The sequence below is a fragment of the Martelella endophytica genome (assembly GCF_000960975.1).
Taxonomy (GTDB): Bacteria; Pseudomonadota; Alphaproteobacteria; order Rhizobiales; family Rhizobiaceae; genus Martelella; species Martelella endophytica.
This window is the reverse complement of sequence record NZ_CP010803.1, coordinates 3,465,262-3,491,126: the sequence shown is the minus strand read 5'-3', so window position 1 is coordinate 3,491,126 and position 25,865 is coordinate 3,465,262. Positions and strand designations below refer to the sequence as shown.

Genomic DNA, 25,865 nt, shown 5'->3' with positions numbered 1-25,865 from the left:
AACCGTGTTTTTTGCGCGGCTGGCGTAATTTTACGTCTTCATGGCCGTCTATATGGTAATTTTGTGGCGTCACTCTACCGCAAACACCGGCTCCGCGCCACCGCCAGAGGCCTGGCCACAGGGTCACGGCAGGACGGAGAGTGAAAGCGAATGCTTGACCGTCTTCAGTGCGACGAGGCTCTTGTACTTGCGCACCAGCGCCTGCTGCTGCTCCATCAGTCGATCGATGAAATGGTTGTATTCATCGAGGTCGCGAACCGCCACCAGCAGCACATAGTCCGCATCGCCGGTCACATACCAGCACGACTGAACCTCTGGCGCGGCACCCAGCCAGCGCTGGAACTGATCGAGTGTGTGGCGATGCTCGTTCTGGATCTCGAGCTCGACCAGAATGGTAAGCGTGCGACCGACCGCCTTCGGGTTGACGATTGCGACGACCTTTTCGATCAGCCCCTCCTGCTTCAGTCGCGCGATGCGGCGTTCGGTTGCCGAGGGGGATAGGTTGACGGTCTCGGCGATGCTCCGCGCCGGAATGTCGGCGTTTTCCTGGAGAATGGAAAGGATGGTCCGGTCGATGTTGTCCATGATTTCAATCCGATGAATTTGCGGAAAGGCCGCGCCAATTTCGCCATCAACGCCGATTTGCCGCGTCCTTACCAGCCTACCATCGCACCATGACAAACCAAACACCCCTTTCAGCCGCGCGGATCGATATGGCGCATGACATGATCGATCCGATTTTCCGCAATTCGAAGCTTCTGCGCACGGAGGTGGCGGGGCTGGAGCTTCTCGCCAAGGATGAGACCGACAATCCGATCCGCAGCTTCAAGGGGCGCGGGACGGGCCTTTTCCTGTCTGAATCTTCGGGCACGGATCGGCTGGTGACCGCCTCTGCCGGCAATTTTGGTCAGGGGCTCGCCTATAATGCCGCCCGTTCGGGGCGCGCCCTCACCGTCTTCGCCAGCACCCGTGCCAACCCGCTGAAGATCGTGGCCATGCGCAGGTTCGGCGCTGAGGTCCGGCTTGCGGGCGATGATTTCGACGCTGCCAAGGACGCCGGCAGGCAGTTTGCGCATGAGAACGGCCTGATGTTTGTCGAGGACGGCGCCAGCGCCGCGATCGCCGAAGGCGCCGGCACCATCGCTGCGGAGCTGACGGAAGAGGCGGATGCGATCGACACTTTCTTCGTTCCCCTCGGCAACGGGGCCCTTGCGGCCGGAACGGGCTGCTGGTTCAAGGCCCGGTCTCAGCGCACGCGCGTCGTCGCCGTCGTCGCGAAAGGAGCGCCCTGCATGGCGCTCTCCCACGCCGAAGGCCGCGTGGTGGTAACCGAGACAGCCGAGACGATCGCCGATGGCATCGCGATCCGCAGCCCCGTGCCCGCCGCGGTCGCGTGGCTGCGGGATACCATCGATGATGTCGTGCTGGTCGATGACGACGCGATCCTTGCTGCCATGCGCTTTGCCAGAGCAAGGTGGCGGCGCTTCGTCGAGCCGGCGGGCGCTGCCGGGCTTGCCGCCATCCTCGCCCGGCGCGAGTCGCTGGCGGGCAAGCGGGTCGCAACGATCCTTTGCGGCGGCAATCTCACGGAAGCCCAGATCGCCGCCTGGTTTCGAACCGGCGAGGATTAACGCGCCCTCGCCTCCTGTTCGGCGGCAGCAAGGAGGGCGCGGGCGGTCCAGATGATCACCTCCTCGCTTTCGTCGGCTTCGAGCCCGCAGACGTCCTTCATCACGACCAGGGTTTCCATGCCGGTCAGAAGGGCAAGCGCGTTAAGGAGGCGCAGATAGAGCCGACGCGGCATTTCGCGGGAAAGCGGCGCCAGCGCTTCGCCCAGCCATTCGAGCCGCCGCGCGCCGCGACGGCCACCCTTTTCGACGACCCGGGCCGCAAGGAAATGGCGAAAGGTCGTCTCGTTATCCTCCAGCATCGCCAGCACCTGCCGGATCACGGATTCGACCCGCGCACCGGCATCGAGCGACGGATCATCCGGAATGCGGATCGCGAGGGCAACCGCGTCGAGCGCGATCTCCTGCAGCAACTCATCGGGTGTCGAGAAGTAGCGATAGGCCGTCGCCCGCGAGATTCCGGCCCGATCGGCCACATCCGGGATTGTCAGCGCCACGCCCTCGTCGGCAAGCGCTCGGGCTGCCGTCAGCAGCTCGGCACGGGTTCTCTTCTTCTGGTTGATGCGCTCATGACGTTGCTCTTGACCTGCCATTCGAAACCCTTTATGAGACAACAATCTCTTTACAATACAAACGTATCATAAACCCGAAAGGCGAGACCATGCAATATGATAAGTCGTTCCATAAGCCGCCCTCCACCGTTCACTTTCTCGGAAATCTTCTGAGCTTCCGCGCAAGTGCTGGCGACACCGGCGGCACGTTCTCCGTCGCCGAATGCCTCAGTGCGCCAGGCGCAGGCGCGCCGATGCATCATCAGCAGGACAGCGAGGCTTTCCTGGTGACGGAGGGTGAATTCGAATTTGTACTGAACGGCGAAGTCCGCCTCTGCGGCAAAGGCGATTTCCTCCACGTGCGGGCCGGCGATCTCCACGCTTTCCGCAACCCCGGCCCTTCGGCGGCGCGGATGATCATCATCAACCATCCCGCCGGACCGCATGAGGATTTCTTCCGCGCCGTCGGCGACCCGGTCGCATCCGAAACCGAAACGTTTCCGGAAATCGTGCCGCCGGACATGCCAAAGCTCCTCGCAACCGCGGAACAATTCGGCATCCACATTCTTCCACCGGAAACGGCAGCACAATGAAGCGCCTCGCCTCATCCTGTTTTGTGGTTGCGGCGCTTGCGGGCGTCACAGGCATGACAATGGGCATCGTGATGGCCGCATCGCACGACCACAGCCTAGCGCCCGCGCATGCGCATCTCAATCTCCTGGGCTGGGTCTCGATGGCGCTTTATGGGCTCTATTACCATACCCACCCGCAGGTCGCGGCGCGACCCATCGCCACCGCACAGGTGGGGCTGGCAGTCCTGTCGGTTGTTCTGCTGATCCCCGGCATCGTGATCGCCAATCTTGGTGGCAGCGAAATCCCGGCTGTTGTCGGCGCCCTGCTGGCGCTGATTTCGATGGTGATGTTTCTGGCCATCACCATGACCGGTTTCCTGCGAGACGCCGGGAACGCCTGAAACGAAAAAGCCGGAGGGGATCCCTCCGGCTTCTGCATTGACATGCGAGAATGCGAAAACTCAGTTGCGGTCCTTGTCGACCAGCGCACCCTTCTTGATCCAGGGCATCATGCCACGCAGCTTTTCGCCGACTTCCTCGATCTGGTGACGGTCGTTGACGCGACGGGTGGCCTTGAAGCGGGCGGCGCCCGAATGCCATTCCTGCATCCACTCGGACGTGAACTTGCCGGACTGGATGTCCTGCAGAACGCGCTTCATCTCGGCCTTGGTCTCGGCGGTGACGATGCGCGGACCAGTGACGTACTCGCCCCACTCGGCCGTGTTCGAGATCGAGTAGTTCATGTTGGCGATGCCGCCTTCATAGATCAGGTCAACGATCAGCTTCACTTCGTGCAGGCACTCGAAATAGGCCATCTCGGGGGCGTAGCCACCTTCGACCAGGGTTTCGAAACCGGCACGGATGAGCTCGACGAGACCGCCGCAGAGAACGGCCTGCTCACCGAAGAGGTCGGTTTCGCATTCTTCCTGGAAGGTGGTCTCGATGACGCCCGAACGGCCGCCGCCAACGCCGGAGGCATAGGACAGCGCGACATCGAGCGCGTTGCCGGACGCATCCTGGTGCACGGCAACGAGACACGGCACGCCGCCGCCCTTCTGGTATTCGCCGCGAACCGTGTGGCCGGGGCCCTTCGGCGCGATCATGATGACGTCGACGGTCTTCTTCGGCTCGATCAGGCCGAAATGGACGTTGAGGCCGTGGGCGAAGGCGATCGCGGCGCCGTCACGGATGTTCGGGGCGATCTCGCTGTTGTAGATGCCGGCCTGCAGCTCGTCAGGCGTTGCCATCATCATCAGGTCGGCCCAGCCGGCGGCTTCAGCCACGGTCTTGACCTCGAAGCCATCGGCTTCCGCCTTCTTGGCGGTGGACGAACCGGCGCGCAGCGCGATGGCGACGTTTTCGGCGCCACTGTCCTTGAGGTTCAGTGCATGGGCGCGGCCCTGCGAGCCGTAGCCGATGATCGCCACCTTGCGGCTCTTGACCAGATTGAGGTCTGCATCCTGATCGTAATAAACACGCATTGTCTTTCCTTCCCTTGACAATATTTGGGTTCCGCCTCGATCCGGGGCGGTATTCACTTGGCTGCAAACAGCAGCCAGAAACGATCTACGGCGCGTTCTGCGCGGCGGGCGAAGAGGCCCTTGTCCGCCACCTCGCCGAGCAGCATGCGCACATGGCTGTCGCCGACGACGAGGCCATAAAGCACCCGGTAGGCTTCGTCGCCATTGTCGAAGACAAGTACGCCAGAACGGCGACCGTCTTCGAGCAGCGCCCGGGCGCGCTGGTCGATCTGCGCCCTGCCCCGCTCCAGCAACATGCGGCCGAGCTTCTGCCCGTCGCGGGTGACGCGGCCGATGGCAAGGCGGTTGAGCGCAAGCGAGACATCACCGGAGAGAACCTCAAGCAGGTCCTGCGCAAAGGCGCGCAGATGATGCTTCAGCTCGTCGGCATCCAGGCGGTGGCCGGCGCTCTCGAAGGTGCGGACCTTGCTCGCCTGATAGGTGATCATCGCCAGAAGCAGGCCGTCGCGGTCGCCGAACCACTTGTAGAGGCTCTCTTTCGAACAGCTCGCCGCCCGCGCAATGCCCGCCGTGGTCACCGATTTCTCGCCGCCATCGACAAGCAGCCGCAGCGCCTGCTCGAGAACGGCCTGCTGGCGGGGCGTGAAATGGGTTTCGGTGTCGGCGTCAGCGGTCAAGGCTCTTGCTTCCGTTTATGTACGGTACGGTACGGTACCTATTGCCGGAGTTTTCGGACCGCGTCAAGCGGTGACTTCGGGCCGGTGACGAATTCATTCGTGGGAAGGATGACGCTTGTCGCTTTGCTCGGCATGGGCCACGGATCGCGCCGAGGGCACGAAACGTCCGTGTCGGATCTAAGGTTAGCCCTCGATGGCGCGCAGAAGCCGATAGGCCGCCTCGAAATCCTCGAAACGCTTCTCGCGGCGGCGGGCGGCCTCCTCGTCATGGCCCCAGTGCTCGATGGTCCAGTCTTCCTCGAGATTGGCAAGCGCCCAGGCCTCTTCCAGCGACAGGCGGCCGCGGGCAAGCGCCAGCGTCACCAGCGCGGAGCCGGAAAGCGTCGTCATCACATGCAGGCTGCCGAGCGCGAAGGGTTGGCGGTGGCGGTCGAGCTCGTGGCGAAAGGCCGCAAGGCTTTCGGCCGGCTGATCGGCGAACATCACGCCTTCAACCAGCACGAAGCGGGCACCGAAGCTCTCGGTCATCCAGTCGAGAACGGGGTCCCATCGCTCGGCCTGGCGGGCGACGAGTTCTTCCGGGCTTTCGGCGCGATAGAACAACATATCGTTGCCGGCATAGGCGACGATCTCTTCGTAGACGGCCTCCGCATTGTCGCTGACGCCATCGATCACCGTGTTGACGAGCCGTGTCACGGGCATCTTGGCCGGGTCGATCACGTTTTCCTGCGCCTGCCATTCTGCGCGCACGTGTTCGGCGGCCGCCGCAGTGGGCAGGATCAGGGGCTTGCGCGAGGGCGTCTTCACGCCGCGGCCATCAAGGCGGATCGCAAACCCCTCCCCGTCCTGTTCGACCGTGGCGGTCTGGTAGAACTTCTTCGGCAGTTCGGCCTTCATCAGTTCCTGTGCGCGGCGGATGGGGTCCTGGCTCATGATGCACCTGAAAGAACGTGTTGGAGGATGTCGCCGGGCGTTTCGGCAATCACGCCGGCCCCGGCTCGCAGGAGATCGTTCGGCGCGCCATAGCCCCAGGAAACGCCGATGGCGGGCGCGCCCGCAGACCGCGCCATCTCCATGTCGAAGACAGTGTCGCCGATGACGACGGCATCGCTGGGGTCGAGCCCGGTCTCCGCACAGCATTCCAACACCATGGCCGGGTTGGGCTTGGAGGGACAATCGTCAGCGGTGCGGGTGGCGATGAAATTGCGGGCAAAACCGTGCGTCGACAGCATGTGGTCAAGGCCGCGCCGTGACTTGCCGGTCACCGCGCCGACCAGAATATCGTCCTGCAGGAAAAGGTGCTCGAGCATCGGCGCGATGCCGTCATAGAGCCTTTCGGCAAGCGCGGGGTCGGCCCTGACTTCGGAAAACAGCGAACGGTAATAGCCCATCATGTCGCGGCTTTCGGCGTCCACGCCTCCGCGACCGAGCAGGCCGGCAATCGCCACGTCAAGCGTCAGCCCAACGGTTCCGCGCACGGCATTGGCATCCGGTTCTGCATGACCGAAAGCAATAAAGGTGCGCCTCATCGTCTCCTGGATGATGGCGAGGCTGTCAACCAGCGTGCCGTCGCAATCGAAAAGCACCAGTTTCATTCCGCTCTCCTGCTCAAACGAGCGCAGCGATCTCTTCCGGATGGAACACGATGCCGCTCGCACCGGCATCCTGAAGATCGGCGATCTCGCCATAACCCCAGGCAACCCCGATCGAGCGCGCGCCGGCCGCGGCTGCCATCTGCATGTCGAACACGGCATCGCCAACGACGATCGCATCAGCCGGATTGAACCCCGCTTCCACGCAGCATTCAAGCACCATCGCCGGGTTCGGCTTCGAGGGGCAATCGTCAGCCGTGCGCGAAACGACGAAATGCGGCTCCAGTTGGTGCATGTTCAGGATATGGGTCAAGCCGCGTCGGGAATTGCCGGTGACCGCACCGATGGTGATGTCGCTCCTGCCGGCAAGCGTGCCGATCAGGTCCGCGATGCCCGGAAACAGCTGTTCCAGCATGTTCGGGTCGGCATGAACCTCGGCAAACAGCGACTTGAAATGCAGCCGCATTGCCTCGACCTCTTCATCCACGAGCGCGCGGCCAAGAAGCCTTGCGATCGAAAGATCGAGAGACAGGCCGATGATGGTCTTGGTCTCGGCGAGCGTCGGCTCGGCATAGCCATAGGCGAGGAACGTGCGGCGCATGGTTTCGTGAATGCGCACGGCGCTGTCGACCAGCGTGCCGTCGCAGTCAAACAAGACAAGCTTCATGTCAGTCCTTATCGAGATCGGCGCGATCGGCATCGAAACCCAGAAGATTCCAGCTCTGCACCATATGCGGCGACAGCGGCGCGGTGACCTTCAGCCGGCCGCCATCGGGATGGGGAATGTCGATGTGGCGGGCGTGGAGATGCAGGCGCTTCTGCAGGCCGCCGGGAAAATCCCAGTTCGGGTCGTCATCGAAATATTTCGGGTCGCCGAGGATCGGATGGCCGATGTAATGGGCATGCACGCGAAGCTGATGGGTGCGCCCGGTATAGGGCTCCATCTCCAGCCAGGCGAGACTGTTGGCCGCCGTTTCGACGACGCGGTAGAAGGACACGGCGTGGTCGGAATCCGGCTCGCCGTGCTTGGCGATGCGCATGCGGTCGCCATCCGGCGTCTGCTCCTTGACCAGCCAGGTCGAGATCTTGTCCTCGCGCTTGCGCGGCACGCCCTTCACCAGGGCCCAGTAGGTCTTCTTGGTGGTACGTTCGCGAAAGGCCTCGGTCAGCATCTGCGCGGCCCGGCGCGAGCGGGCGATGACCAGCACGCCGGAGGTATCCCGGTCGAGACGATGGACGAGGCGCGGCTTCTCGCCCTTCTTGTTGGTCCAAGCCTCCAGCATCTTGTCGATATGGCGCACGACGCCCGAGCCGCCCTGCACCGCAAGGCCAGCCGGCTTGTTCAGCACGAACACGCGCTCATCCTCGTGCAGCAGCATGCGCGATAATAGCTCGCCATCCGGCGAATGCTTTAGCGCCTTGCTGGCGATCGGACCGGCGGCTTTCGCGTCGACATTGATCGGTGGAATGCGCACCATCTGGCCAGGTTCGACGCGCGTGTCGCTCTTGGCCCGGCCGCCATCGACACGGATCTGGCCGGAGCGCAGCAGCTTCTGCAGCGCACCAAAACCGAGGCCCGGATAATGCAGCTTGAACCAGCGATCGAGCCGCATGCCCGCCTCGTCGTGGTCGACCTTGATGTGTTCGATACCCGCCATGTCAAAAACCTTTGCTCTCAGGCGCAGGCTTCTAGCGCATCGGGCGCCGCAAGGAAATGGCCTAAAAAACCATCCGCCCGATCGCAAGTCCCGCAAACACGGCAAAAAGCCCGAGAACCACGCTTGAAATCACATAAACGGCCGCCGGCGCGAAATCGCCGCGCTCGATCATGTTCATGGCGTCGAGCGAAAACGAGGAGAAGGTGGTGAAGCCGCCAAGGAAGCCCGTGACCAGGAACATGCGCATATCGGCAGACTGGTTCAGAACCCGCGCCACCAACTCCACCAGCAATCCGATCATCAGCGACCCGACGACGTTGACAATGAAAGTACCCCAGGGGAAACCGTAGCCCAACATACGAACCGACGCGACCCCGACGAGATAGCGACCGCTCGCGCCGAGCGCACCACCTGCGGCAACGATAAGGGCATGGGAGAGAATTTGCGGCACGGCAACATCCATTGGTGAGAGCGGAAGAACAGGAATGTCCCTTACTATCCCGCCTCCGCTTGCATGCACAACCTTTGTCGCGGCCTTGCCTGCGATGCAGCCCTGACAGTGGATTTCGCAACCGCAACACGCTTGCCTCTTGCAAATCCTGCCGCATACCGGATAATCCATGTCGTATCGCGCTGGGAGAAGCCACATCGTTGTGGTGCCGAAGGAGCAACCGCCCCGGAAACTCTCAGGCAAAAGGACCAGCGCGAGGTTCTGAACTCTGGAGACGAGGTCGCGGCTGTTATCGCCGTGGCTGGCCGAAGGGATAATAATCTCAGGCAAACGGGACAGAGGGGGCTCATTCGCTTAGGCTTTCCAATCGGAACGCCAACCCTTGAGCCGGCGTTTACCTGTAAACGCAATCCGGAGGCAAACTCTTGGTCTCGCAAGAACCGCTGAAAAAGACCCCGCTTCATGCGCTCCATCTGGAACTCGGCGCCCGCATGGTGCCGTTCGCCGGCTATGACATGCCGGTGCAATATCCGATGGGCGTTCTCAAAGAACATCTCCATACCCGGCAAAAGGCTGGCCTTTTCGATGTCTCGCATATGGGACAGGTGTATCTGAAGCCGATTTCGGGCAACCTTGGCGATGCCGCGATCGCGCTCGAAAAGCTGGTACCGGTGGACATCGCCGGGCTGAAACCCGGCCGCCAGCGCTATGCTTTCTTCACCGATCCCGAGGGTGGCATCCTTGACGACCTGATGGTTGCCAATCGCGGCGACCATCTGCTGGTGATCGTCAACGCCGCCTGCAAGGATACCGACCTTGCCCATATGAAGGCCTATCTTTCGGACCTCTGCAATGTCGAGGAGCATTTTGAGGACAAGGCGCTTCTGGCGCTGCAGGGCCCCAGGGCGGAAGCCGTGCTCGCACCGCTCTGCGAAGCCGTCACCGAGATGAAGTTCATGGACGTTCGCGCCTGCGAGCTTCTGGGTACGACCTGCGTCATCTCCCGCTCCGGCTATACCGGCGAGGACGGTTTCGAGATCTCCGTGTCCGCTGAAAAGGCCGAGGAACTCGCCCGCGCGCTGCTCGCCCATGAGGACTGCGAAGCCATTGGTCTCGGCGCCCGTGATTCGCTCCGGCTGGAGGCCGGGCTCTGCCTTTATGGCAACGACATCGACGAGACCACGACGCCGGTCGAGGCGGCCCTCGTCTGGGGCATGCAGAAGGCCCGCCGTCCGGGCGGCGCCCGCGAGGGCGGCTTTCCGGGTGCCGAGCGCATCTTTGCCCAGCTTTCCGAAGGCGTTTCCCAGAAGCGCGTCGGCCTCAAGCCCGAGGGCCGCGCGCCCGTGCGTCCGCCGGCAAGGCTCTTCGCCGACGAGACCGGCGCGAGCGAAATCGGCCATGTCACCTCCGGTGGCTTCGGACCATCCGCCGAAAGCCCTGTCGCCATGGGCTATGTCGCCACCGAATACGCCGAAACCGGCACAAAGATTTTCGCCGAGGTGCGGGGCAAATACCTGCCCGTCACCATCGCCGACATGCCTTTCGTCACACCCACCTACAAGCGCTAACAAGCGGGAACACTGTCAATGACCATCAAATTTACCGAAGAACATGAATGGCTGAAGATCGAGGGCGATGTCGCCACCGTGGGCATCACCGCGCACGCCGCCGAACAGCTCGGCGACCTCGTCTTCGTCGAACTGCCCGAGGTGGGCGCGACCTTCTCGAAAAATGATGACGCGGCCACGGTCGAATCGGTCAAGGCTGCATCCGACGTCTTTTGTCCGCTCGATGGCGAGATCACCGAGGTCAACCAGGCGATCGTCGACAATCCGGAACTCGTCAACTCCGCGCCGATGGGCGACGGCTGGTTCTTCAAGCTGAAGCTCGCCAACACCGCCGATGCCGACGCGCTGATGGACGAAGCGGCCTACAAGGAGTTCATCGCCTGATGACGACCCCTTCCGAATTCAAGTTCACCGACTACCAGCCCTACGATTTCGCCAACCGCCGCCATATCGGCCCCTCGCCCTCCGAAATGGAGGCGATGCTGAAGGTGATCGGCTATGACAGCCTCGACGGCCTGATCGACGCCACCGTGCCCGCCGAAATCCGCCAGAAGGAGCCGCTCGTCTGGGGCGCGCCGATGACCGAGCGCGAGGCGCTCGACAAGCTGCGCGAGACCGCCAACAAGAACAAGCCGCTCGTCTCGATGATCGGCCAGGGCTATAACGGCACCATCACGCCGCCGGTGATCCAGCGCAACATTTTGGAAAACCCGGCCTGGTACACGGCTTATACGCCCTATCAGCCGGAAATCTCGCAGGGCCGCCTCGAGGCGCTGCTGAACTTCCAGACGATGATGGCCGATCTCACCGGCCTCGACATCGCCAATGCCTCGCTGCTGGACGAGGCAACTGCAGCGGCCGAAGCCATGGCGATGGCGCACCGCGTGGCGAAATCGAAGGCGACCGCCTTCTTCGTCGACGAAAACTGCCATCCGCAGACCATCGCGCTGATAAAAACCCGCGCCGAGCCGCTCGGCTGGGAGATCGTCGTCGGCAATCCCTTCGAAGACCTCAAGGCGGACGCTGTCTTCGGTGCGATCTTCCAGTATCCCGGCACCTACGGCCATGTGCATGACTTCACCGGCGTGATCGCCGATCTGCATGCCGCAAACGCCATCGCCACCATCGCCGCCGATCCGCTGGCGCTGACGCTGCTGAAGTCGCCGGGCGAGATGGACGCCGATATCGCGATCGGTTCCTCGCAGCGCTTTGGCGTGCCGCTTGGGTATGGCGGCCCGCACGCGGCCTATATGGCCGTCAAGGATGCCTACAAGCGCTCCATGCCCGGCCGTCTCGTCGGCGTCTCGGTCGATAGCCGCGGCAACCGCGCCTATCGGCTGGCGCTGCAGACCCGCGAACAGCACATCCGCCGCGAAAAGGCGACGTCGAACATCTGCACCGCCCAGGTGCTGCTCGCCGTCATGGCCTCTATGTATGGCGTGTTCCACGGCCCGGACGGGCTGAAGGCGATTGCCCAGCAGGTGCACCGCAAGGGCGTGCTCTTGGCCAAGGGTCTCGAGGCGCTCGGCTTCACGGTGGAGCCGGAAACCTTCTTCGACACCGTCACGGTCGAGGTCGGCGCGTTCCAGAGCCTGATCATGAAGAACGCTGTCGAAAACGGCGTCAATCTCCGCAAGGTCGGCGACACCAGGATCGGCATTTCCGTCAACGAGCGCACACGGCCGGCCCATGTCGAAGCGGTCTGGGATGCCTTTGGCGGAAAGTTCTCGATCGCCGAGTTCGAGGCCGATTACCGCCTGCCCCAAAGCCTTTTGCGGACAAGCGCTTACATGACGCATCCGATCTTCCACATGAACCGCGCCGAAAGCGAGATGACCCGCTATATGCGCCGCCTCGCCGACCGCGATCTGGCGCTCGACCGGGCGATGATCCCGCTCGGCTCGTGCACGATGAAGCTCAATGCCACCGTCGAGATGCTGCCGATCACCTGGCCGGAATTCGCCGACATTCATCCCTTCGCGCCGGAAAGCCAGACGGCCGGCTACCGCGAGATGATTGCCGATCTTTCCGAAAAGCTCTGCCAGATCACCGGCTACGACGCCTTTTCCATGCAGCCGAATTCGGGCGCGCAGGGCGAATATGCAGGGCTTCTGACGATCCGCCGCTATCACCGGGCGAATGGCGAGGGTCACCGCAACATCTGCCTGATCCCGACCTCGGCGCACGGCACCAACCCGGCCTCCGCCCAACTCGCGGGCATGAAGGTCGTGCCGGTCAAATCGCGCGACAATGGCGATATCGACCTCGACGATTTCCGCGCCAAGGCCGAGCAGTATTCCGCCGAGCTGGCAGCCTGCATGATCACCTACCCCTCGACGCATGGCGTGTTCGAGGCGACGGTATCGGAGGTCTGCGACATCACCCACGAACATGGCGGCCAGGTCTATCTCGACGGGGCCAACATGAACGCGATGGTGGGCCTGTCGCGGCCGGGCGATATTGGCTCGGATGTCAGCCACCTGAACCTGCACAAGACCTTCTGCATTCCCCATGGCGGCGGCGGACCGGGCATGGGGCCGATCGGCGTCAAGGCGCATCTGGCGCCGCATCTGCCCGGCAATCCGGCGACGGATGCGGAAGGCGGCGCGGTCTCGGCCGCCCCGTTCGGCTCGCCCTCTATCCTGCCGATCTCCTGGAGCTACTGCCTGATGATGGGCGGCGAAGGGCTGACGCAGGCAACCCGCGTGGCGATCCTCAACGCCAACTACATCGCCGCCCGGCTGAAGGGTTCCTACGAGGTGCTCTACAAGTCGGACAAGGGCCGCGTCGCGCATGAATGCATCATCGACACGCGCCCGCTGAAGGACAGCGCCGACGTCTCCGTCGACGATATCGCCAAGCGCCTGATCGATTGCGGCTTCCATGCGCCCACGATGAGCTTCCCCGTCCCCGGCACGCTGATGATAGAGCCGACGGAATCGGAGACCAAGGCCGAGCTGGATCGTTTCTGTGATGCCCTGATCGCGATCCGCGCCGAGATCGCCGATATCGAGGAGGGCCGCGCCGACCGCGACGACAACCCGCTGAAAAACGCCCCGCACACGGTGGAAGACCTCGTCGGCGAATGGACCCACCCCTACTCCCGCGAACAAGCCTGCTTCCCCCCCGGCGCCTTCCGCGTCGACAAATACTGGCCGCCGGTCAACCGCGTGGACAATGTTTATGGGGATCGGAATCTGGTGTGTGCTTGCCCGCCGATGAGCGAGTATGCGGAGGCGGCGGAGTAACTCAAACAGAGGAAGGTTGAAGCCCCAACCTTCCTCTTATTTAAAAAGTCGCGTAAATCGTAGGAAAACGTAGAAAGTCGTGTTTTGATTCTGCAAGAGGCTCAATCTAATTCATGCTCACGAATTTCCTTACGAACGTCATGCTCTTTGCTGGGATAGGTGCGTTCCTAGACAACGTTTTTATCAACGTCGCGGAACGCCAAAAAATCGCTATTTACTTAGAGAATGGCGTGGCTGATCTATCGCTCAACACGCGGTTTTCCAATTTTCTAAAGCGTGCATATTCAATAATTTTCGGGCGATTCTTTTCGAAGTCAATCTTCTCATTTGGCTTTATATTTTCTGCGGCAATTATATCGCTTTTCTCTTTCGCCATCGTCATAACATTTCAAACGAATTTATATCCTCAAATTTTCAGTGAAATAAAATACGACTCAACTCAAATAATTTTGATTATATCATTTATATTATTCAATGTAATATTTGACTATTTTACAATTGTTCAGACGAAAGTTTTCATAGAAGCGTCTCTTAAATCAAACACTATTTCAAGATCTATATTGTTTATTGCTTCCGATCTTATCGTAACGATGAATACTTTTATACTAGCCTACGCAGCATTCTTGTTGTTGGTCGTCCAGGTATTTATTTCATATCCTATTCAGGCGACGGTACTGGTGCGGGAATCTGAGCCACCAACAAAGATCACCGCCGATGAGGAACGTAGGATTTTCGAAGAGATAGAAAATAAAGAATACAGAAATAAAATTAAATATAGAGGCTCAATGTCTGGTGCCCTATTTTCAGAAAAAGATATGTCTGATTTAGAAGGGCTATATTTTTCCTATTATTCAACTTTTGACCCGAGCAATCCAGAGATTCAAGCTTCTATTATTGCTTCCTTGGCATCCTTAAATATTTCAAATTTTGATATGAATCAGATCACGGATGAAAGAGAAGTCCTAAACATAGAGAATCAGCTCAAACAACTGGATCAAAGACTATATTTAATTACCGATCAAAATGATGAAATGCGAGAGATTTATAACGTCACTTTCGACGTAGATGGATCTGTGCTGAAAAATGGGTCATTAGATCCTGCCTATACGTCGGCATTTTTACTTGCCGATGAACTGGAGGACGGGTTCCCCGCATCCTTGATTGGTCCAATCGGGCTTCCCAGGCTTTCGAGCCTAATTCAGAGTGTAGTCTCCCCAGCTTACAATCCTTTGCCGACAGCAATATGTTTTGAAAGAAGGCTTCCTATTGGACGTATGCTGCTCTCAGAGCAGGGGATTGAATTGATAAGTCGTTGCGAAGATTTTATAACATTTGATTTTGTTTGGGTGAATTCTCTTGACACTGATTTAGCGTTAGTCGGTCGAAATCTTTCCCCCTACAGAATACCATTTAACACGCTTCTCGTGACAAGCATGCTTCCCACTGCGTTCTTCTATTTATCGATTATTCTACTCGCCATAGCGACACTATTATTTTCGAAAGTTATTAGGGGGACAAATCGTGTGAAGGTATTTTTCTTGAGGGCTCCTCTTTCTATTGCGGGGCTTTTTCTAGGAGTGCTTCTAGGTGCTTTTGGTCTTATTTGATCGAATATCGGATAGGGTTCACCCCTCTCTGCCCCTGTCGGGGCATCTCTCCCTCAAGGGGAGAGATTGTGGGCTGAGAGGTTTTTTGGGAGGCGTGGCGTCATCGGTTGGCTGCGCGTCCGCCAGAGCCCCTCACGGCACCAGAAACTCAAACGGCGCCGCCTCTTTCATCAGCCCCGCAACATCCCCGCCCGGTAGCGCCGGATCGTTCAGCCCCAGCCTCTTCGCCGGCACCCCCTCGGAGAGATCGAAATCCGCGAGATCGACCCAGAACACCGACGGGTTGATGACGGAGTCGAAATAGTAGCGGCGGTGTTCGTGTTCGGCGACGCTGCGCCAGAGGGTGGAGGCGATGTTGGGTTTTTCGGGGTCGGACATGCCGAGCGGGGTTGAGATCGCGCGCACCTGCGAGAACACGGAGGCGAGTGCTGCGCGGCGGTCCGTGAGCGGCGTTGCAGACTTCAGGTTGTAGCTGGCGCGGGCGAAGCGGTCGGCGGCGTTCACCGTGCCGGGCAGAAAACTCTTGCCGCCGACGAGGTTCCAGTAGCCGTTGATCGCAAGCTGCTGGTCATAGGTCGGCGAATTGGTCATCACCTTGTAGTCGCGGCCGTGATGGATGGTGAGCCTGTCGCCGACGAATTCGAAGATCGCGCTGTCGCCGGAGGCATCGGAAAGCGCCAGATGCACGGTCGCCGGCGCGCCGTTCGGCGCCTCGCCGGTGATCACCGTCAGCGGGTCGTCGGCCATGGCGTCTGCCGCTTCCGCGACGGTCGCGAAATTGTCGAGCATGTATTGCAGCCAGGCGCCGACAGAGATCAACGGCTTGGCCCGCGCGGCCGGATCGCCATAGGATGATTCCACCAGATAGAGCATGTTGCCGGCAAGGCCCGCCTCGTTCATGCCGTCGGAGGTGGCGAGATTGTAGATCGCGACGATCACCGAGCCGTATTTCGAGGTCCAGGTGGCAGACCCCTCGCCCACCCCGCCATTGCGGGCCATACCGCGCGGAAACACCCAGAGGTCGGACTGCATCGTCACGTCGCGCCAGTCCATCGAGCGCCCGGTGATGTAGGTTGACGTTCCGGTTTCATAGAAGATGCGCGTGCACATGGATGCCCCCTGCCCAGTTTTTCGGTTACCTGAGGCTAACCCCATAAGCGGTAACGGACAACCACATTCGTGCCGCGCGCGGGAACGACATGCGCGCTTCGATGCGCCGCGATCCGGCTAGCTCTGCTGGGCATCGCGGAAGAAGAGGCCGGCGCTTGCCGGCCTCCGCGTTTTCGATCGGCGACGTTCGCCTATTCGGCGCCGGTGCTGACGAGCACCCAGCCGTCTTCCAGATGCGAGACGAAGACCTTTTCGCCGCGGCGCAGGCAGCGATTGACCGCCATGCGGTGGTTGTTGATGCCCTTCAGTGTGGTGCCATCTTCGAAGCGGATCTCGTTTTCGCAGTGGTTGATGTTGTCCTCGTCGGGCGAGCAATTGCTGTCGCTCAGCACCTCGCCGATCATTGGCGGCTGGTTGGCCGCAACCCCGCCCTCATAGAGCTGCAGCAGGTAGATGCCGCCTTCGCCGTTTTCGGCCCAGGAGGTGATGCCCGTGCCCTCCGGGATCGCCGGTCCCGCGGCAAGGGCCGCGGTGGCGCCGAAAAGCAGGGCGGAAAGGCCGGCGACGGCGAGGTTGCGGCCGGTTTTCGAAAAAGCGTTCCGCATGGTCTCACTCCTGGTCGGCATCGGGGATGCCGTGATGGGCGGCGAATTCATCGGCATCGAGCTTGCCGTCGCCATTGGCGTCGAGGTAGCGGAACATGCGCTCGTGCATGCCCTGGAACTCGGCAAGCGACAGCGTGCCGTCGCCATCGGCATCGGCATCGAGCATGATGATCATCATGTCGGGGTTCATCATGCCCCCGCCCATCATGCCGCCCGGGCCGAAGCCGGGCTGGCCATCCGGGTGGTGGGCGGGATTGGCGATGGCGGCGGTGGCGCCGATCGCGCCGAAAACAATTGCCGAGGCGATAAGAAACTTGCTCATGGTTTTCTCCCTTCTGAGCATTCTGTCATCGGGCCGATGCATGCGGGCTGGATCGCCCGGCAGCCGGCACTGCCGCGCCACGAGGGGCGCCGGCGGACACATTCCTGCGGCGCGTGGCGCCTTTCCGGCCCGTTAGCGGGCAGGTCCGGCGGCAAGCGGCAGGCAGTCTCAGACGAAGGCGATGGGAGGGGGCGTATCGGGCGGCGGCGCCTGCCCCGCCATGAAGGTCGCCGGCGGCACGATGCCACCGGTCACGGTCGGCTGAAACCAGCCGGCGAAGATGTCGGGGGCGATATAGAAGGCGCAGCCGACATGGGTGAGGCAGCCATCGTCATGCGAGGCGGTGGAGCCGCAATCGGCGGACTTTTCTCCGGCCATATGATGCGACATGGCGACGATGACGCAGGTATCCTCGGCCGGGAATTCGAACGCATGGCCTGCCGCCGCACCGGCCAGAAAGCCGAGCAGAACAACAAATGCCACCATCCTGATGCGAAGCCGTCCGAGCATCAAACCTCACCTGAGATCGGGAAGACGGTATCTTCCCCGTGACGTAAATTAGCCGATCCGATGGATGAGTCTTTGACCGAGGTCAGGCGCGATACGCGTCGAAGTGGTCATCATGATCTATTGCCGTGCCTCCCTCAGCCGCAACTCGCCCGCCGGAAACCCTCCAGCCGGAAGGCCCTGGCAAGGCAGTCGACACCCTCGCCGTAGCCGGGAAGAGCGTCCCGGCGGGCGATGATCTCGGGACCGAAGAACTGGAGGAAATTTTCCAGCGTGTCGTCGAAGAATACCCGCGCGGTTTCGTCGGAACAGAGGTTTGCCTCGACGCAGAGGCCGAGCAGGTTGAAATAGTAGATCACATTGTCGAACGCGGAATCCACGCCGTCTCGCGCAAGCGAACGGCTCACGATATCGTCGCGTCTGCGTTCGGCGGAACGCCCGTCTGCGGACATCTCTTCGATCGTCGTCATCAGCGACTGGCGCAGACTAAGGAAATCCGCGCGGTAACCGGCATCGCGCCATTCGACGATCATCTCCAGCGTCTTTTCGGCGCGGTTCGCCTCGATCGTGGCACTGTATTGATAGACCGCGAATACGACGCTGAGAGCGCCGAGCACGGTGATGACATTGCTCAAAAGCGACCAGCGCCAGTGCGCGATGCCCAGCAGACGTTCGTTGTTCTCCATGCAGCTAACGGCACTCCGTCTCAAGGTCGATGCGCACGGAGCCCTTGATTTCCGCGCCATCCAGGAGGCGCTGAAGACACTCGATCCGCTCCACATCGAGGAAATAGACAAGTTGGTCATTGTCGGCCGCATCCGCCTGTGGCGCGAGACTGTTCAGGGAAGGAAAGGCTTCGAGCCCCCGTCCGCCGCCGCAGATTTTCAGATTGACCTCGGTGCGCCGCCCCGGATCCTTGTCGGCGGCCGCTATGAAACCGTCGGCGTTTTCGAGAAAGCAGGCGGCGGAGGCATCGTTCAGCTCTACCACCGTATCGCAGATGAAGCATTGCGCCAATGCCATGCCTGGTGCGGCAAGGCTGAGCGCCAGAAACGTGATCAACCGCATGTCAAGTCCCCTGCATTGAAGCCACCGACTGCATCAGTTGCAGCCGAGCGCCTTTTCCTGAGCCTGCAATCGCGAAACCTCGGCGCGTTCTGTCGTGGTGAGCGGCGCGTTCGCCGCCGTCACCCCCGCCACACAGCCGACATTCGAAAACGCCGCCTTGCCGCGCGCGCTTGAAAAACAATAGCCGTATTTGTCGAAATACGCGTTGCGCTGATACCAGAGCGTTTCGCACTGATCACCGGCCGCGGCGGAGCGCGCACCGGTGAAGCGGACCCAGTTCGAGTGGGCCCAACCTTCAAGCCCGGTCTCGGTGCGGATATGGAACCAGACGCCTCTCTGCTCCAGAACGGCAAGACGCGTACCCTCCGGCATTCGGGCAATCTGCGCTGCCGAGGCGGCATCGCCTGCGCGAAGCGAGAGAAAGCCGTCGCCGTTCGGATCGAGCCCGGCCACTGCATACGGAAATTGGCTAGTGTCAGCCGGCTGCGCCACGCTCGGCGGCAAGCTCGCCGGCTGCGGCGCATCCAACGTGACGGGCAGTGTCTCGCCTGTGAGGAAGACTTTCTCGATGAGCGACGAATTCTCCCATGGCACCTGCGTCCCGCCGGTCGTCTCCACGACCTCGGCACGCACCTTGCGCATCAGCTCGTGCAAGTCGTCGTTTGCATTGCCGATATGCCTCAGCAGTGCATCGGTGAAGGGGCTGTTGCGCCCGCTGCCATCCAGAGCGACATTTCCCGGCTGGGTCGAAAAGGCGATGTAGGAGCCTACGCCCGCATCGACGCGCGCGAGTCCGCGCACGCCGGAGCCGACGGACCGGCCCGTGATCTCGGCCTGGAAGGGGTTGTTGCGGCAGGCATCGAGGATGATGACGGTCCGGTCGGCCCGGAGCTCCATTTCGCGCAAGACCGCCTGAAGGCTCACCGAGGTGCGCTTCAGCGCGCCCTCATCGTCTCCGCCGGCATCGACCGGCAAGACGAAGTTCTCCGCGCCCAGCTGAATGCCGTGACCGGAGAAATAGAAGAGCGCGATGTCATCGGGACCAAGGCGGTCGGCCATCTCAGCCGTTAGCTTCAGCGTCTCGATCCGGGTGAGATTGTAGCCGTCATAGACCTCGAAACCGAGACCGCGCAGAGCGTCGGACATATCGCTTGCATCCTGCGCGGCGTTCGGGAGATGGGAGGCGTTAAGATAGCTGGAGTTGCCGATGACGAGCGCCAGCCGCTCGGCTGCCATTGCGGCTGGGGCCGAAACAAGGAAGATCAGGAGGCCGATCAGCCGAGTGGAGTGAAGACCAATGTTCATGAACACCAACTTGCGGGCCGCTGTTAAGGCAAGTTTGCATGAACGCGGGTTGCATTCAATCTTCAGGATCGCAGAAAAGCGCCTTCACAGGCCGGTTTACCGCCTTGTGTTTCTCGGCTAGAGCCGGCTTCGTCCCGCCACGAACCGCGCCAGCATCGGCCCGAGCGCCATCACGAAGAAGAAGCGCGCGATCTGCATGGCCATGACGAAGGCGATGTCGACATTGGTGGAGGCGGAAATGATGGCGACGGCATCGGCGCCGCCGGGACTGGTGGCGAGATAAGCCGACAGCGGGTCGATACCGGCGAACCAGACGAGCAGTGCCGCAAAAAACGCGCAGATCGCGACGAGCGCGAAGATCGAGGCGAGCACGCGCGGCAGCGCCTTGCTGGCATGGCGGATCACTTCCCGGTCGAAGCGCGAGCCGATGCCCCAGCCAACCAGCGCATAGCAGAGCGCCAGCAGGATCTGCGGCAACTCGATATCGATGAGCCCGGCGACGTTGAGCGCCGAGCCGAGGATCACCGGTACGATCATCGCGCCGGCGGGGATCGGCGAGCGGCGGCCGATGGCAACGCCGGCGATGACCATCAGCAACGTCTGCGCAAGCGGCCAGAGCCGCGGTTCGGCAAACCATTCGACGGCCGCGGCGCTGCCCCCGCCCCCGGTCCAGAGCCGCGCGATGGTGGCGGCGACGATGGTGACGATCACAACGCGGGTATATTGCATGAAGGCGACAAGCCGCATGTCTGCGCCGAAGGAGCCCGACATCAGCGTCATCACTGTTGCCGCGCCCGGGAAGGCACCCCAGATCGCCGTCGTTCCCGGCAGCACCTGGAAGCGCGCCAGAAGCCAGCCGAGCAGGATGCTGGCGATCACCACCGACAGCACGCCGGCGACGAACAGCATCCAGTCAGAGGAGATTTCCTGCAGGATCGGCCAGGAGATCGACCGCGCGATGAGGCAACCGACGACGCCCTGCGCCAGGTTGAATGGCAGCTTTGGCACCGCGATGCGAAATCCGAAGAAGGAGAACACGATGGCCGAAAGCATCGGCCCAAGCAGCAATGCGGCCGGCAGGCCTGCAACCTCGAGCGCCAGTGTCACGGCGCCGGAAGCGACAATCAGGGCAGTCCAGAACAGGACGGGCGGCCAATGGCGGGTCATTTCGGCCGGCATATCGTCATCCGGCCGTTCCGGTGGATTTCCGGGCGGCATGAAATTCATCTCGCAATGTGTGGTCCCGCCGTTCTAGAGCCGTTCCTGCAGAAATGGAAGCGCTTCCGTCTGGCCTTCCACGCGAAGAGGAACGCGCCATCGTGCAAGCGATGGGATTTGGCAAGGCGAAGCGCCTTACCGACAAGCGCTCCGAAACCTTATGACACCAATGAAATCCCATCTGCCGCCGTCACCAGCTATGGGCGGCGCAGCATGCCTATGAGGGCATCGGGCAACCCTTGCGGCGCATGGCGATGTCGATGGCGTTGATCTTGCCCTTCTGATAGGCGATCGCCGCTTCCTGGTTCTTGGCGCCCTGCTGCTCGACGCTGCCGAGGCTTGCTCCGAAGGCCCGGATATCGGCTACGATCTCGCCATCCTGTTCGCGCGAGAGCGTTGTGAGGTGGGCCTTCTCCTCGGCCATCTGGCTGGTCATGCTTTCGCAGCTCAAGTTGGCGTAGTTCGACGGCGGAACGGCCATGGCGCCGATTTCGGCGGAACGCTGGGTGCTGCACGATGTGGCGGCGAGGCCGAGACAGGCGAGAAGAACGGCGGTGCGCATGAGAACCTCGGGGGTCGGTTGGCGGGATGAGGATGAAACGTACGAAATGGCGAACAGTTCCAGCGAATGCGGCTCATGCAGCATCGCCGACAGTATCATCGACGGTAAGTTCGGCCCGTCCATGAGTCAGGTCGCCCAGCAGAGCGGCAGTCGCCTCGGCCTCGCTTTCGGGCAGAGACAGCGTGAAGATGGCACCAGCCTGGGTGAAATCGCGCGCTGCGATGGTGAGCGCGGCAGCACCTTCGAGCCGTGATTCGACGAGCGCAAGGTCGGAGAAGCCGATCGTCGCGGTGATCCGCGCCATGGCGATCACCGGCGCCTTCTCGGCAAGCCGCAGGCATTCCGCCGCCGTGCCGCCATAGGCGCGGACAAGACCGCCGGTGCCCAGCTTGATGCCGCCGAACCAGCGCGACACGAGCACGGCGCATCGATCGACCTCCTGGCCTTCGATCGCCTGTAGGATTGGCTTGCCGGCCGTGCCGCCGGGCTCGCCATCGTCGGAGAAGCGATACTGCGTGCCGATGCGCCAGGCCCAGCAATTGTGGCTGGCATCGGCAAAGCTTTCGGCGACGATGAAGGCGCGCGCCGCTTCCTCGTCCGCGATCGGCGCGGCGATGGCGGCAAAACGGCTTTTCCGGATCTCCCGCTCGTGGGTGGCGGGACTTTTGAGCATGAACATGGCGGCCTTCCCTCCCCGCCCTTTTGCAGAGGCAGGGGCGGTGAAGTCAAGGGGCTCAGCTCGGCGACATGCCGCGCTGCCTCTCCGACCGGCGGCGCATGATTTCCAGGAAGGTCAGCAGGATGACCGAAAGCGTCACGAGGATGGAAGCAACGGCAAGGATGGTCGGCGAAATCTGTTCGCGCAGGCCGGTGAACATCTGCCAGGGCAGCGTCTTCTGCGAGGCGGAGCCAAGGAAGAGCACCACCACGACCTCATCAAACGAGGTGATGAAGGCGAACAGCGCGCCGGAAATCACGCCGGGCAGGATCAGCGGCATCTGCACCTTGAAGAAGGTGATCACCGGATTGGCGCCAAGGCTCGCGGCGGCGCGCTCCAGCGAGCGGTCGAATCCAACGAGCGTCGCCGTGACGGTGATGATGACGAAGGGCGTGCCGAGCACGGCATGGGCCAGCACGACGCCCCAATAAGTGCCCTGAAGGCCGACGCGCGAGTAGAAAAAGTACATGCCGGCGGCCGAGATGATCAGTGGCACGATCATCGGCGAGATCAGGATCGCCATGATCGCGCCGCGAAACGGCACATGGCTGCGCGCAAGGCCGATGGCCGCGAGCGTCCCGAACGAGGTCGCAAGCAGCGTCGCCATCGGCGCGATGATCACCGAATTCCACAGGGCCTGCTGCCAGTCGGGATTGGTGAAGAAATCCATGTAGTGCTTGAAGGAGTAGCCGGCCGGATCAAGCGACAGCATTTCGGGCGTGAAGGTGAAGAAGTCCGTGGCGTTGAAGCTGAGCGGAATGATCACCAGGATCGGGAAGATCAGGAAGAAGAAGATCAGGCCGCAGATGACCATGAAGGCATAGTGCCAGATCTTTTCCAGCGTGCTGTCGTAGGGCTGCAGTTCCATGGTGTGTCTCCTTAGCCCAGCTTGACGTTGTCGATGCCGACGATGCGGTCGTAAAGCACGAACATGAACAGCACGACCACCAGCAGCAATGTGCCGAGCGCGGCTGCGAGCCCCCAGTTGAGCGAACTCGAGATGTGGTAGGCGATGCGGTTCGAAATGAAGATGCCGGACGTGCCGCCGACGAGTTCCGGCGTGATATAGTAGCCGATCGACAGGATGAAGACGAGAACGGCGCCGGCGCCGATGCCGGGCACGGATTGCGGGAAATAAACCCGCCAGAACGATGTCCAGCTCGTCGCGCCGAGGCTACGGGCGGCGCGCACATAGGTCGGCGAAATCGTCTTCATCACCGAATAGAGCGGCAGGATCATGAACGGTAGCAGGATGTGGGTCATGGCGATGATCGTGCCGGTGGCATTGTTGATCATCACCAGCCGGTGCGTGTTGTCGACGATACCGGCCCAGACCAGAAGGTCGTTGATGACCCCCTGCTGCTGCAGCAACACCTTCCAGGCCGAGGTGCGCACCAGAAGCGAGGTCCAGAACGGCAGGAGCACCAGTACCATCAACAGGTTGGCCTTGCGCAGCGGCAGATGCGCGAGCAGATACGAAATCGGGTAGCCGAGCACCAAACAGGAGAAGGTGATGATCAGGCTCAGCATCAGCGTGCGGACGAACAGGTAGAGATAGATCCGTTCGTTGTCGGGTTTCATCTCGATACCGTCAGCATTCATCTCTGCATCGACGGCATTGAGAAAATAGCCGGGTGTGTAGCGGCCGGAATAGCGCTTCAGTAGCGCCCAGGTGTCGAGATTGCCCCAGGCCGCATCGGAATCGATGAGTTGCTGCTTCATGTCGGGCGAACCCGGCTCGATGCTGCGCACCGTGCGGCCAGCCTTGCGGAACAGGCTCGACATGCCGGATTGTTCGTAGTTGAGACGCGAGCCGAGGCGGGTATGGATCTTCTTCTCCACCGCCACCGTCAGGTCGTCGTAGAGCGCGACATAGGCCGCCTCGTCGGGCAGTTCGCCGGTCGACGGATCCCAGTCCTGCAGCGCCACCACCGTCTCCGGCAGCGTATCGGCCACAATGCCGTTTTCCACCGAGCGGAACAGCATATCGGCGATCGGCGCGATGAAGGCGACGAGAACGAAGGCGAGCAGCGGCGCAATCAGCAGGATGGAGCGCATCTTCTCGCGTCTGAGCGCACGCCGCAGTGCCTGCTTCAGCGGCTTGCCTTCCTGGGTCAGTATCTGTTCCTGCGCCACGCCGCGATTTTCCCCATGATTTGTCGGTTTTTGTTCAGCGGTTTGCCGGAGCCGGTCCGAATGGCCGGTTTCGGAAAGCAGCTCCCTGCCCCGCTCAAACGGGGCAGAGATTCTTTTTCATCAGAGAGTTACGTCTATTTTCTGACGTAAATTATTGTCTGACTTACTGAGCGAGCCAGGCCTGGAACCTCTGCTCAACATCGTCCTGGTGGTCAGCCCACCACAGGATGTTGTTGACCAGGTAGTTGCCCATGTTGTCCGGGTTGGTCGGCATGTGCGGCCCCATCGGGATGCCGAGTTCGGCATGGTCGCCGACGAGCGGCTGCGAGGAAGCACGGGCCGGGCCGTAGGAGATATACTTGGCCTGGTCGGCAAGGCGCTGTGTGTCAGTCGCGAAGGAGATATACTCCTTTACCAGATCGAGATCCTCTTCCGGCAGACCGGCGGGAACGATCCAGCCGTCATAGTCGAAGACCTGCCAGTCCCAGAGCATCTTCACCGGCTGGTTCTGTTCGGCAATGACGCTGAACAGGCGGCCATTATAGGTCGAACCCATGACGATTTCGCCGTCGGCCAGAAGCTGCGGCGTTTCCGCACCAGCCGACCACCAGATCACGTCATCCTTGATGGTGTCGAGCTTCGCAAGCGCCTGCTCAACGCCTTCCGGCGTGGACAGAACGTCGTAAAGGTCTTCCTTGGCGACGCCGTCGCAGATCAGCGCCCATTCGAGGTTCTTCTTCGGGCGCTTTTCAAGCGCACGCTTGCCGGGGAAGGTCTCGGTATCGAAGATGTCGCAGAGTTCGGTCGGCTCCTCGCCGTTCCACTCGGCAACGTCGGTGCGGTAGCCGAAGGTGGTGGAGAACACGATCTGCGGAATGAAGCAGTCGTTGATCACGGCATCGCCGAAATCCTCGACGGCGGGCGTGCCGTCGGGGGCCGCCTTGGTCCATTCGTTGAGGTCGATCTCCATGGCGAGACCCTCGTCGCAAAGACGCTGGCTGTCGGGGCCTTCGACGTCGACGAGATCCCAGGTAACGTTGCCGGTCTCGTCCATGGCGCGCAGCTTGGCAACGGCTTCGTTCGAGGATTCGTCGTTGATGATCGTGACGTCGGGATGATCAGCCATGAACGGCTGATGATAGGCATTGTCCTGCGAGGCCGAGTACGCTCCGCCCCATGACACGATGGTCAGGTCTTCGGCCAGGGCCGAGCCCGCCATCGCCACGGTGGCGGCGGAAGCCATAATAACGGTACGAAGTTTCATGTCAGTTCCCCTTCTGT

At 61.5% G+C, this 25,865-nt stretch carries 29 protein-coding genes and 1 riboswitch; of the genes, 7 read left to right on the top strand and 22 right to left on the bottom strand.

What is annotated here, in order from left to right; all coding sequences use genetic code 11:
* Window positions 1-123 precede the first annotated feature (123 nt).
* The gene (locus tag TM49_RS16065) at window positions 124-585 is read right to left on the bottom strand and encodes an Lrp/AsnC family transcriptional regulator (RefSeq protein ID WP_082074773.1); all 462 of its coding nucleotides are present in this window, start codon (window positions 583-585) and stop codon (window positions 124-126) included.
* Between the two features lie 89 nt (window positions 586-674).
* Between TM49_RS16065 and TM49_RS16060 the strand changes: the two genes are divergently transcribed.
* Window positions 675-1,631, top strand: coding sequence for a threonine ammonia-lyase (locus TM49_RS16060; RefSeq protein WP_045682765.1), 957 nt, complete (start codon window positions 675-677; stop codon window positions 1,629-1,631).
* Here TM49_RS16060 and TM49_RS16055 read toward each other — a convergent pair.
* Window positions 1,628-2,221 (bottom strand): TetR/AcrR family transcriptional regulator, encoded by a 594-nt coding sequence (locus TM49_RS16055; RefSeq protein ID WP_045682764.1) that lies wholly within the window; start codon window positions 2,219-2,221, stop codon window positions 1,628-1,630. The genes TM49_RS16060 and TM49_RS16055 overlap by 4 nt on opposite strands.
* A 68-nt stretch (window positions 2,222-2,289) precedes the next feature.
* On the opposite strand from TM49_RS16055, the gene TM49_RS16050 reads away from it, so the two are divergent.
* Window positions 2,290-2,772, top strand: coding sequence for a cupin domain-containing protein (locus tag TM49_RS16050; RefSeq protein ID WP_045682762.1), 483 nt, complete (start codon window positions 2,290-2,292; stop codon window positions 2,770-2,772).
* Entirely contained in the window at window positions 2,769-3,152 is a 384-nt protein-coding gene (locus tag TM49_RS16045; protein ID WP_045682760.1) for a hypothetical protein, read from the top strand. The genes TM49_RS16050 and TM49_RS16045 overlap by 4 nt, the downstream gene beginning before the upstream one ends.
* 60 nt (window positions 3,153-3,212) lie before the next feature.
* On the opposite strand, the gene ilvC is transcribed toward TM49_RS16045, so the two are convergent.
* From ilvC to crcB, 7 genes are all read right to left on the bottom strand, one after another.
* Window positions 3,213-4,232 (bottom strand): ketol-acid reductoisomerase, encoded by a 1,020-nt coding sequence (ilvC, locus tag TM49_RS16040; protein ID WP_045682757.1) that lies wholly within the window; start codon window positions 4,230-4,232, stop codon window positions 3,213-3,215.
* Window positions 4,233-4,285: 53 nt separating this feature from the next.
* Window positions 4,286-4,909 (bottom strand): TetR/AcrR family transcriptional regulator, encoded by a 624-nt coding sequence (locus TM49_RS16035; protein ID WP_045682755.1) that lies wholly within the window; start codon window positions 4,907-4,909, stop codon window positions 4,286-4,288.
* Window positions 4,910-5,092: 183 nt separating this feature from the next.
* Window positions 5,093-5,842, bottom strand: coding sequence for an ATP12 family chaperone protein (locus tag TM49_RS16030; RefSeq protein ID WP_045682754.1), 750 nt, complete (start codon window positions 5,840-5,842; stop codon window positions 5,093-5,095).
* Window positions 5,839-6,504: an HAD-IA family hydrolase gene (locus TM49_RS16025; RefSeq protein WP_045682752.1), complete on the bottom strand. Its 666-nt coding sequence runs from the start codon at window positions 6,502-6,504 to the stop codon at window positions 5,839-5,841. Before TM49_RS16025 ends, TM49_RS16030 begins: the two co-directional genes overlap by 4 nt.
* Window positions 6,505-6,517: 13 nt before the next feature.
* Window positions 6,518-7,168 (bottom strand): HAD-IA family hydrolase, encoded by a 651-nt coding sequence (locus TM49_RS16020; protein WP_045682751.1) that lies wholly within the window; start codon window positions 7,166-7,168, stop codon window positions 6,518-6,520.
* A gap of 1 nt (window position 7,169) precedes the next feature.
* A complete protein-coding gene (locus TM49_RS16015) occupies window positions 7,170-8,159 on the bottom strand; it encodes an RluA family pseudouridine synthase (protein WP_045682749.1) in 990 nt (329 codons plus the stop codon).
* A 61-nt stretch (window positions 8,160-8,220) separates the two neighbouring features.
* Window positions 8,221-8,622, bottom strand: a complete 402-nt coding sequence (gene crcB, locus TM49_RS16010) for a fluoride efflux transporter CrcB (RefSeq protein ID WP_045682745.1) — start codon at window positions 8,620-8,622, stop codon at window positions 8,221-8,223.
* A gap of 161 nt (window positions 8,623-8,783) precedes the next feature.
* Window positions 8,784-8,871: riboswitch (glycine riboswitch) on the top strand.
* Window positions 8,872-9,035: 164 nt separating this feature from the next.
* On the opposite strand from crcB, the gene gcvT reads away from it, so the two are divergent.
* The 4 genes from gcvT to TM49_RS15990 all read left to right on the top strand — a co-directional run bounded on the left by gcvT (window position 9,036) and on the right by TM49_RS15990 (window position 15,033).
* The gene (gene gcvT / locus TM49_RS16005) at window positions 9,036-10,178 is read left to right on the top strand and encodes a glycine cleavage system aminomethyltransferase GcvT (protein ID WP_045682743.1); all 1,143 of its coding nucleotides are present in this window, start codon (window positions 9,036-9,038) and stop codon (window positions 10,176-10,178) included.
* Window positions 10,179-10,196: 18 nt separating this feature from the next.
* A complete protein-coding gene (gcvH, locus tag TM49_RS16000) occupies window positions 10,197-10,562 on the top strand; it encodes a glycine cleavage system protein GcvH (protein WP_045682742.1) in 366 nt (121 codons plus the stop codon).
* Entirely contained in the window at window positions 10,562-13,426 is a 2,865-nt protein-coding gene (gene gcvP, locus TM49_RS15995) for an aminomethyl-transferring glycine dehydrogenase (RefSeq protein WP_045682739.1), read from the top strand. Before gcvH ends, gcvP begins: the two co-directional genes overlap by 1 nt.
* Window positions 13,427-13,656: 230 nt before the next feature.
* Window positions 13,657-15,033 (top strand): hypothetical protein, encoded by a 1,377-nt coding sequence (locus TM49_RS15990; RefSeq protein ID WP_158498650.1) that lies wholly within the window; start codon window positions 13,657-13,659, stop codon window positions 15,031-15,033.
* 132 nt (window positions 15,034-15,165) lie between these two features.
* Here the strand turns inward: TM49_RS15990 and TM49_RS15985 are convergent, their stop codons facing one another.
* The 13 genes from TM49_RS15985 to TM49_RS15925 all read right to left on the bottom strand — a co-directional run bounded on the left by TM49_RS15985 (window position 15,166) and on the right by TM49_RS15925 (window position 25,848).
* Window positions 15,166-16,143: a linear amide C-N hydrolase gene (locus tag TM49_RS15985; RefSeq protein ID WP_052699888.1), complete on the bottom strand. Its 978-nt coding sequence runs from the start codon at window positions 16,141-16,143 to the stop codon at window positions 15,166-15,168.
* 191 nt (window positions 16,144-16,334) lie between these two features.
* Complete coding sequence (locus TM49_RS15980) at window positions 16,335-16,748, bottom strand: hypothetical protein (protein WP_144409584.1); 414 nt, start codon at window positions 16,746-16,748, stop codon at window positions 16,335-16,337.
* Window positions 16,749-16,752: 4 nt separating this feature from the next.
* Window positions 16,753-17,070, bottom strand: a complete 318-nt coding sequence (locus tag TM49_RS22695) for an EF-hand domain-containing protein (protein WP_052699887.1) — start codon at window positions 17,068-17,070, stop codon at window positions 16,753-16,755.
* Between the two features lie 168 nt (window positions 17,071-17,238).
* Window positions 17,239-17,580 carry a hypothetical protein gene (locus tag TM49_RS15970; RefSeq protein ID WP_045682731.1) on the bottom strand — a complete coding sequence of 114 codons (342 nt, stop codon included), beginning with the start codon at window positions 17,578-17,580 and terminating at the stop codon, window positions 17,239-17,241.
* 134 nt (window positions 17,581-17,714) lie between these two features.
* Window positions 17,715-18,263, bottom strand: coding sequence for a DUF4760 domain-containing protein (locus tag TM49_RS15965; RefSeq protein WP_045682728.1), 549 nt, complete (start codon window positions 18,261-18,263; stop codon window positions 17,715-17,717).
* Between the two features lie 4 nt (window positions 18,264-18,267).
* Entirely contained in the window at window positions 18,268-18,645 is a 378-nt protein-coding gene (locus TM49_RS15960) for a hypothetical protein (protein ID WP_045682726.1), read from the bottom strand.
* Window positions 18,646-18,678: 33 nt separating this feature from the next.
* A complete protein-coding gene (locus tag TM49_RS22690) occupies window positions 18,679-19,950 on the bottom strand; it encodes a caspase family protein (RefSeq protein ID WP_052699886.1) in 1,272 nt (423 codons plus the stop codon).
* Between the two features lie 117 nt (window positions 19,951-20,067).
* Window positions 20,068-21,129, bottom strand: coding sequence for an AbrB family transcriptional regulator (locus TM49_RS15950; RefSeq protein WP_169749070.1), 1,062 nt, complete (start codon window positions 21,127-21,129; stop codon window positions 20,068-20,070).
* Window positions 21,130-21,385: 256 nt separating this feature from the next.
* Window positions 21,386-21,730: a hypothetical protein gene (locus TM49_RS15945; protein WP_144409581.1), complete on the bottom strand. Its 345-nt coding sequence runs from the start codon at window positions 21,728-21,730 to the stop codon at window positions 21,386-21,388.
* A 73-nt stretch (window positions 21,731-21,803) separates the two neighbouring features.
* Window positions 21,804-22,409 carry an IMPACT family protein gene (locus TM49_RS15940; protein ID WP_045682722.1) on the bottom strand — a complete coding sequence of 202 codons (606 nt, stop codon included), beginning with the start codon at window positions 22,407-22,409 and terminating at the stop codon, window positions 21,804-21,806.
* A gap of 55 nt (window positions 22,410-22,464) precedes the next feature.
* Complete coding sequence (locus TM49_RS15935; RefSeq protein ID WP_045682720.1) at window positions 22,465-23,316, bottom strand: ABC transporter permease; 852 nt, start codon at window positions 23,314-23,316, stop codon at window positions 22,465-22,467.
* Between the two features lie 11 nt (window positions 23,317-23,327).
* Window positions 23,328-24,584, bottom strand: coding sequence for an ABC transporter permease (locus TM49_RS15930; protein ID WP_045682718.1), 1,257 nt, complete (start codon window positions 24,582-24,584; stop codon window positions 23,328-23,330).
* 163 nt (window positions 24,585-24,747) lie between these two features.
* Entirely contained in the window at window positions 24,748-25,848 is a 1,101-nt protein-coding gene (locus TM49_RS15925; RefSeq protein ID WP_045682717.1) for an extracellular solute-binding protein, read from the bottom strand.
* Between the last annotated feature and the right edge of the window lie 17 nt (window positions 25,849-25,865).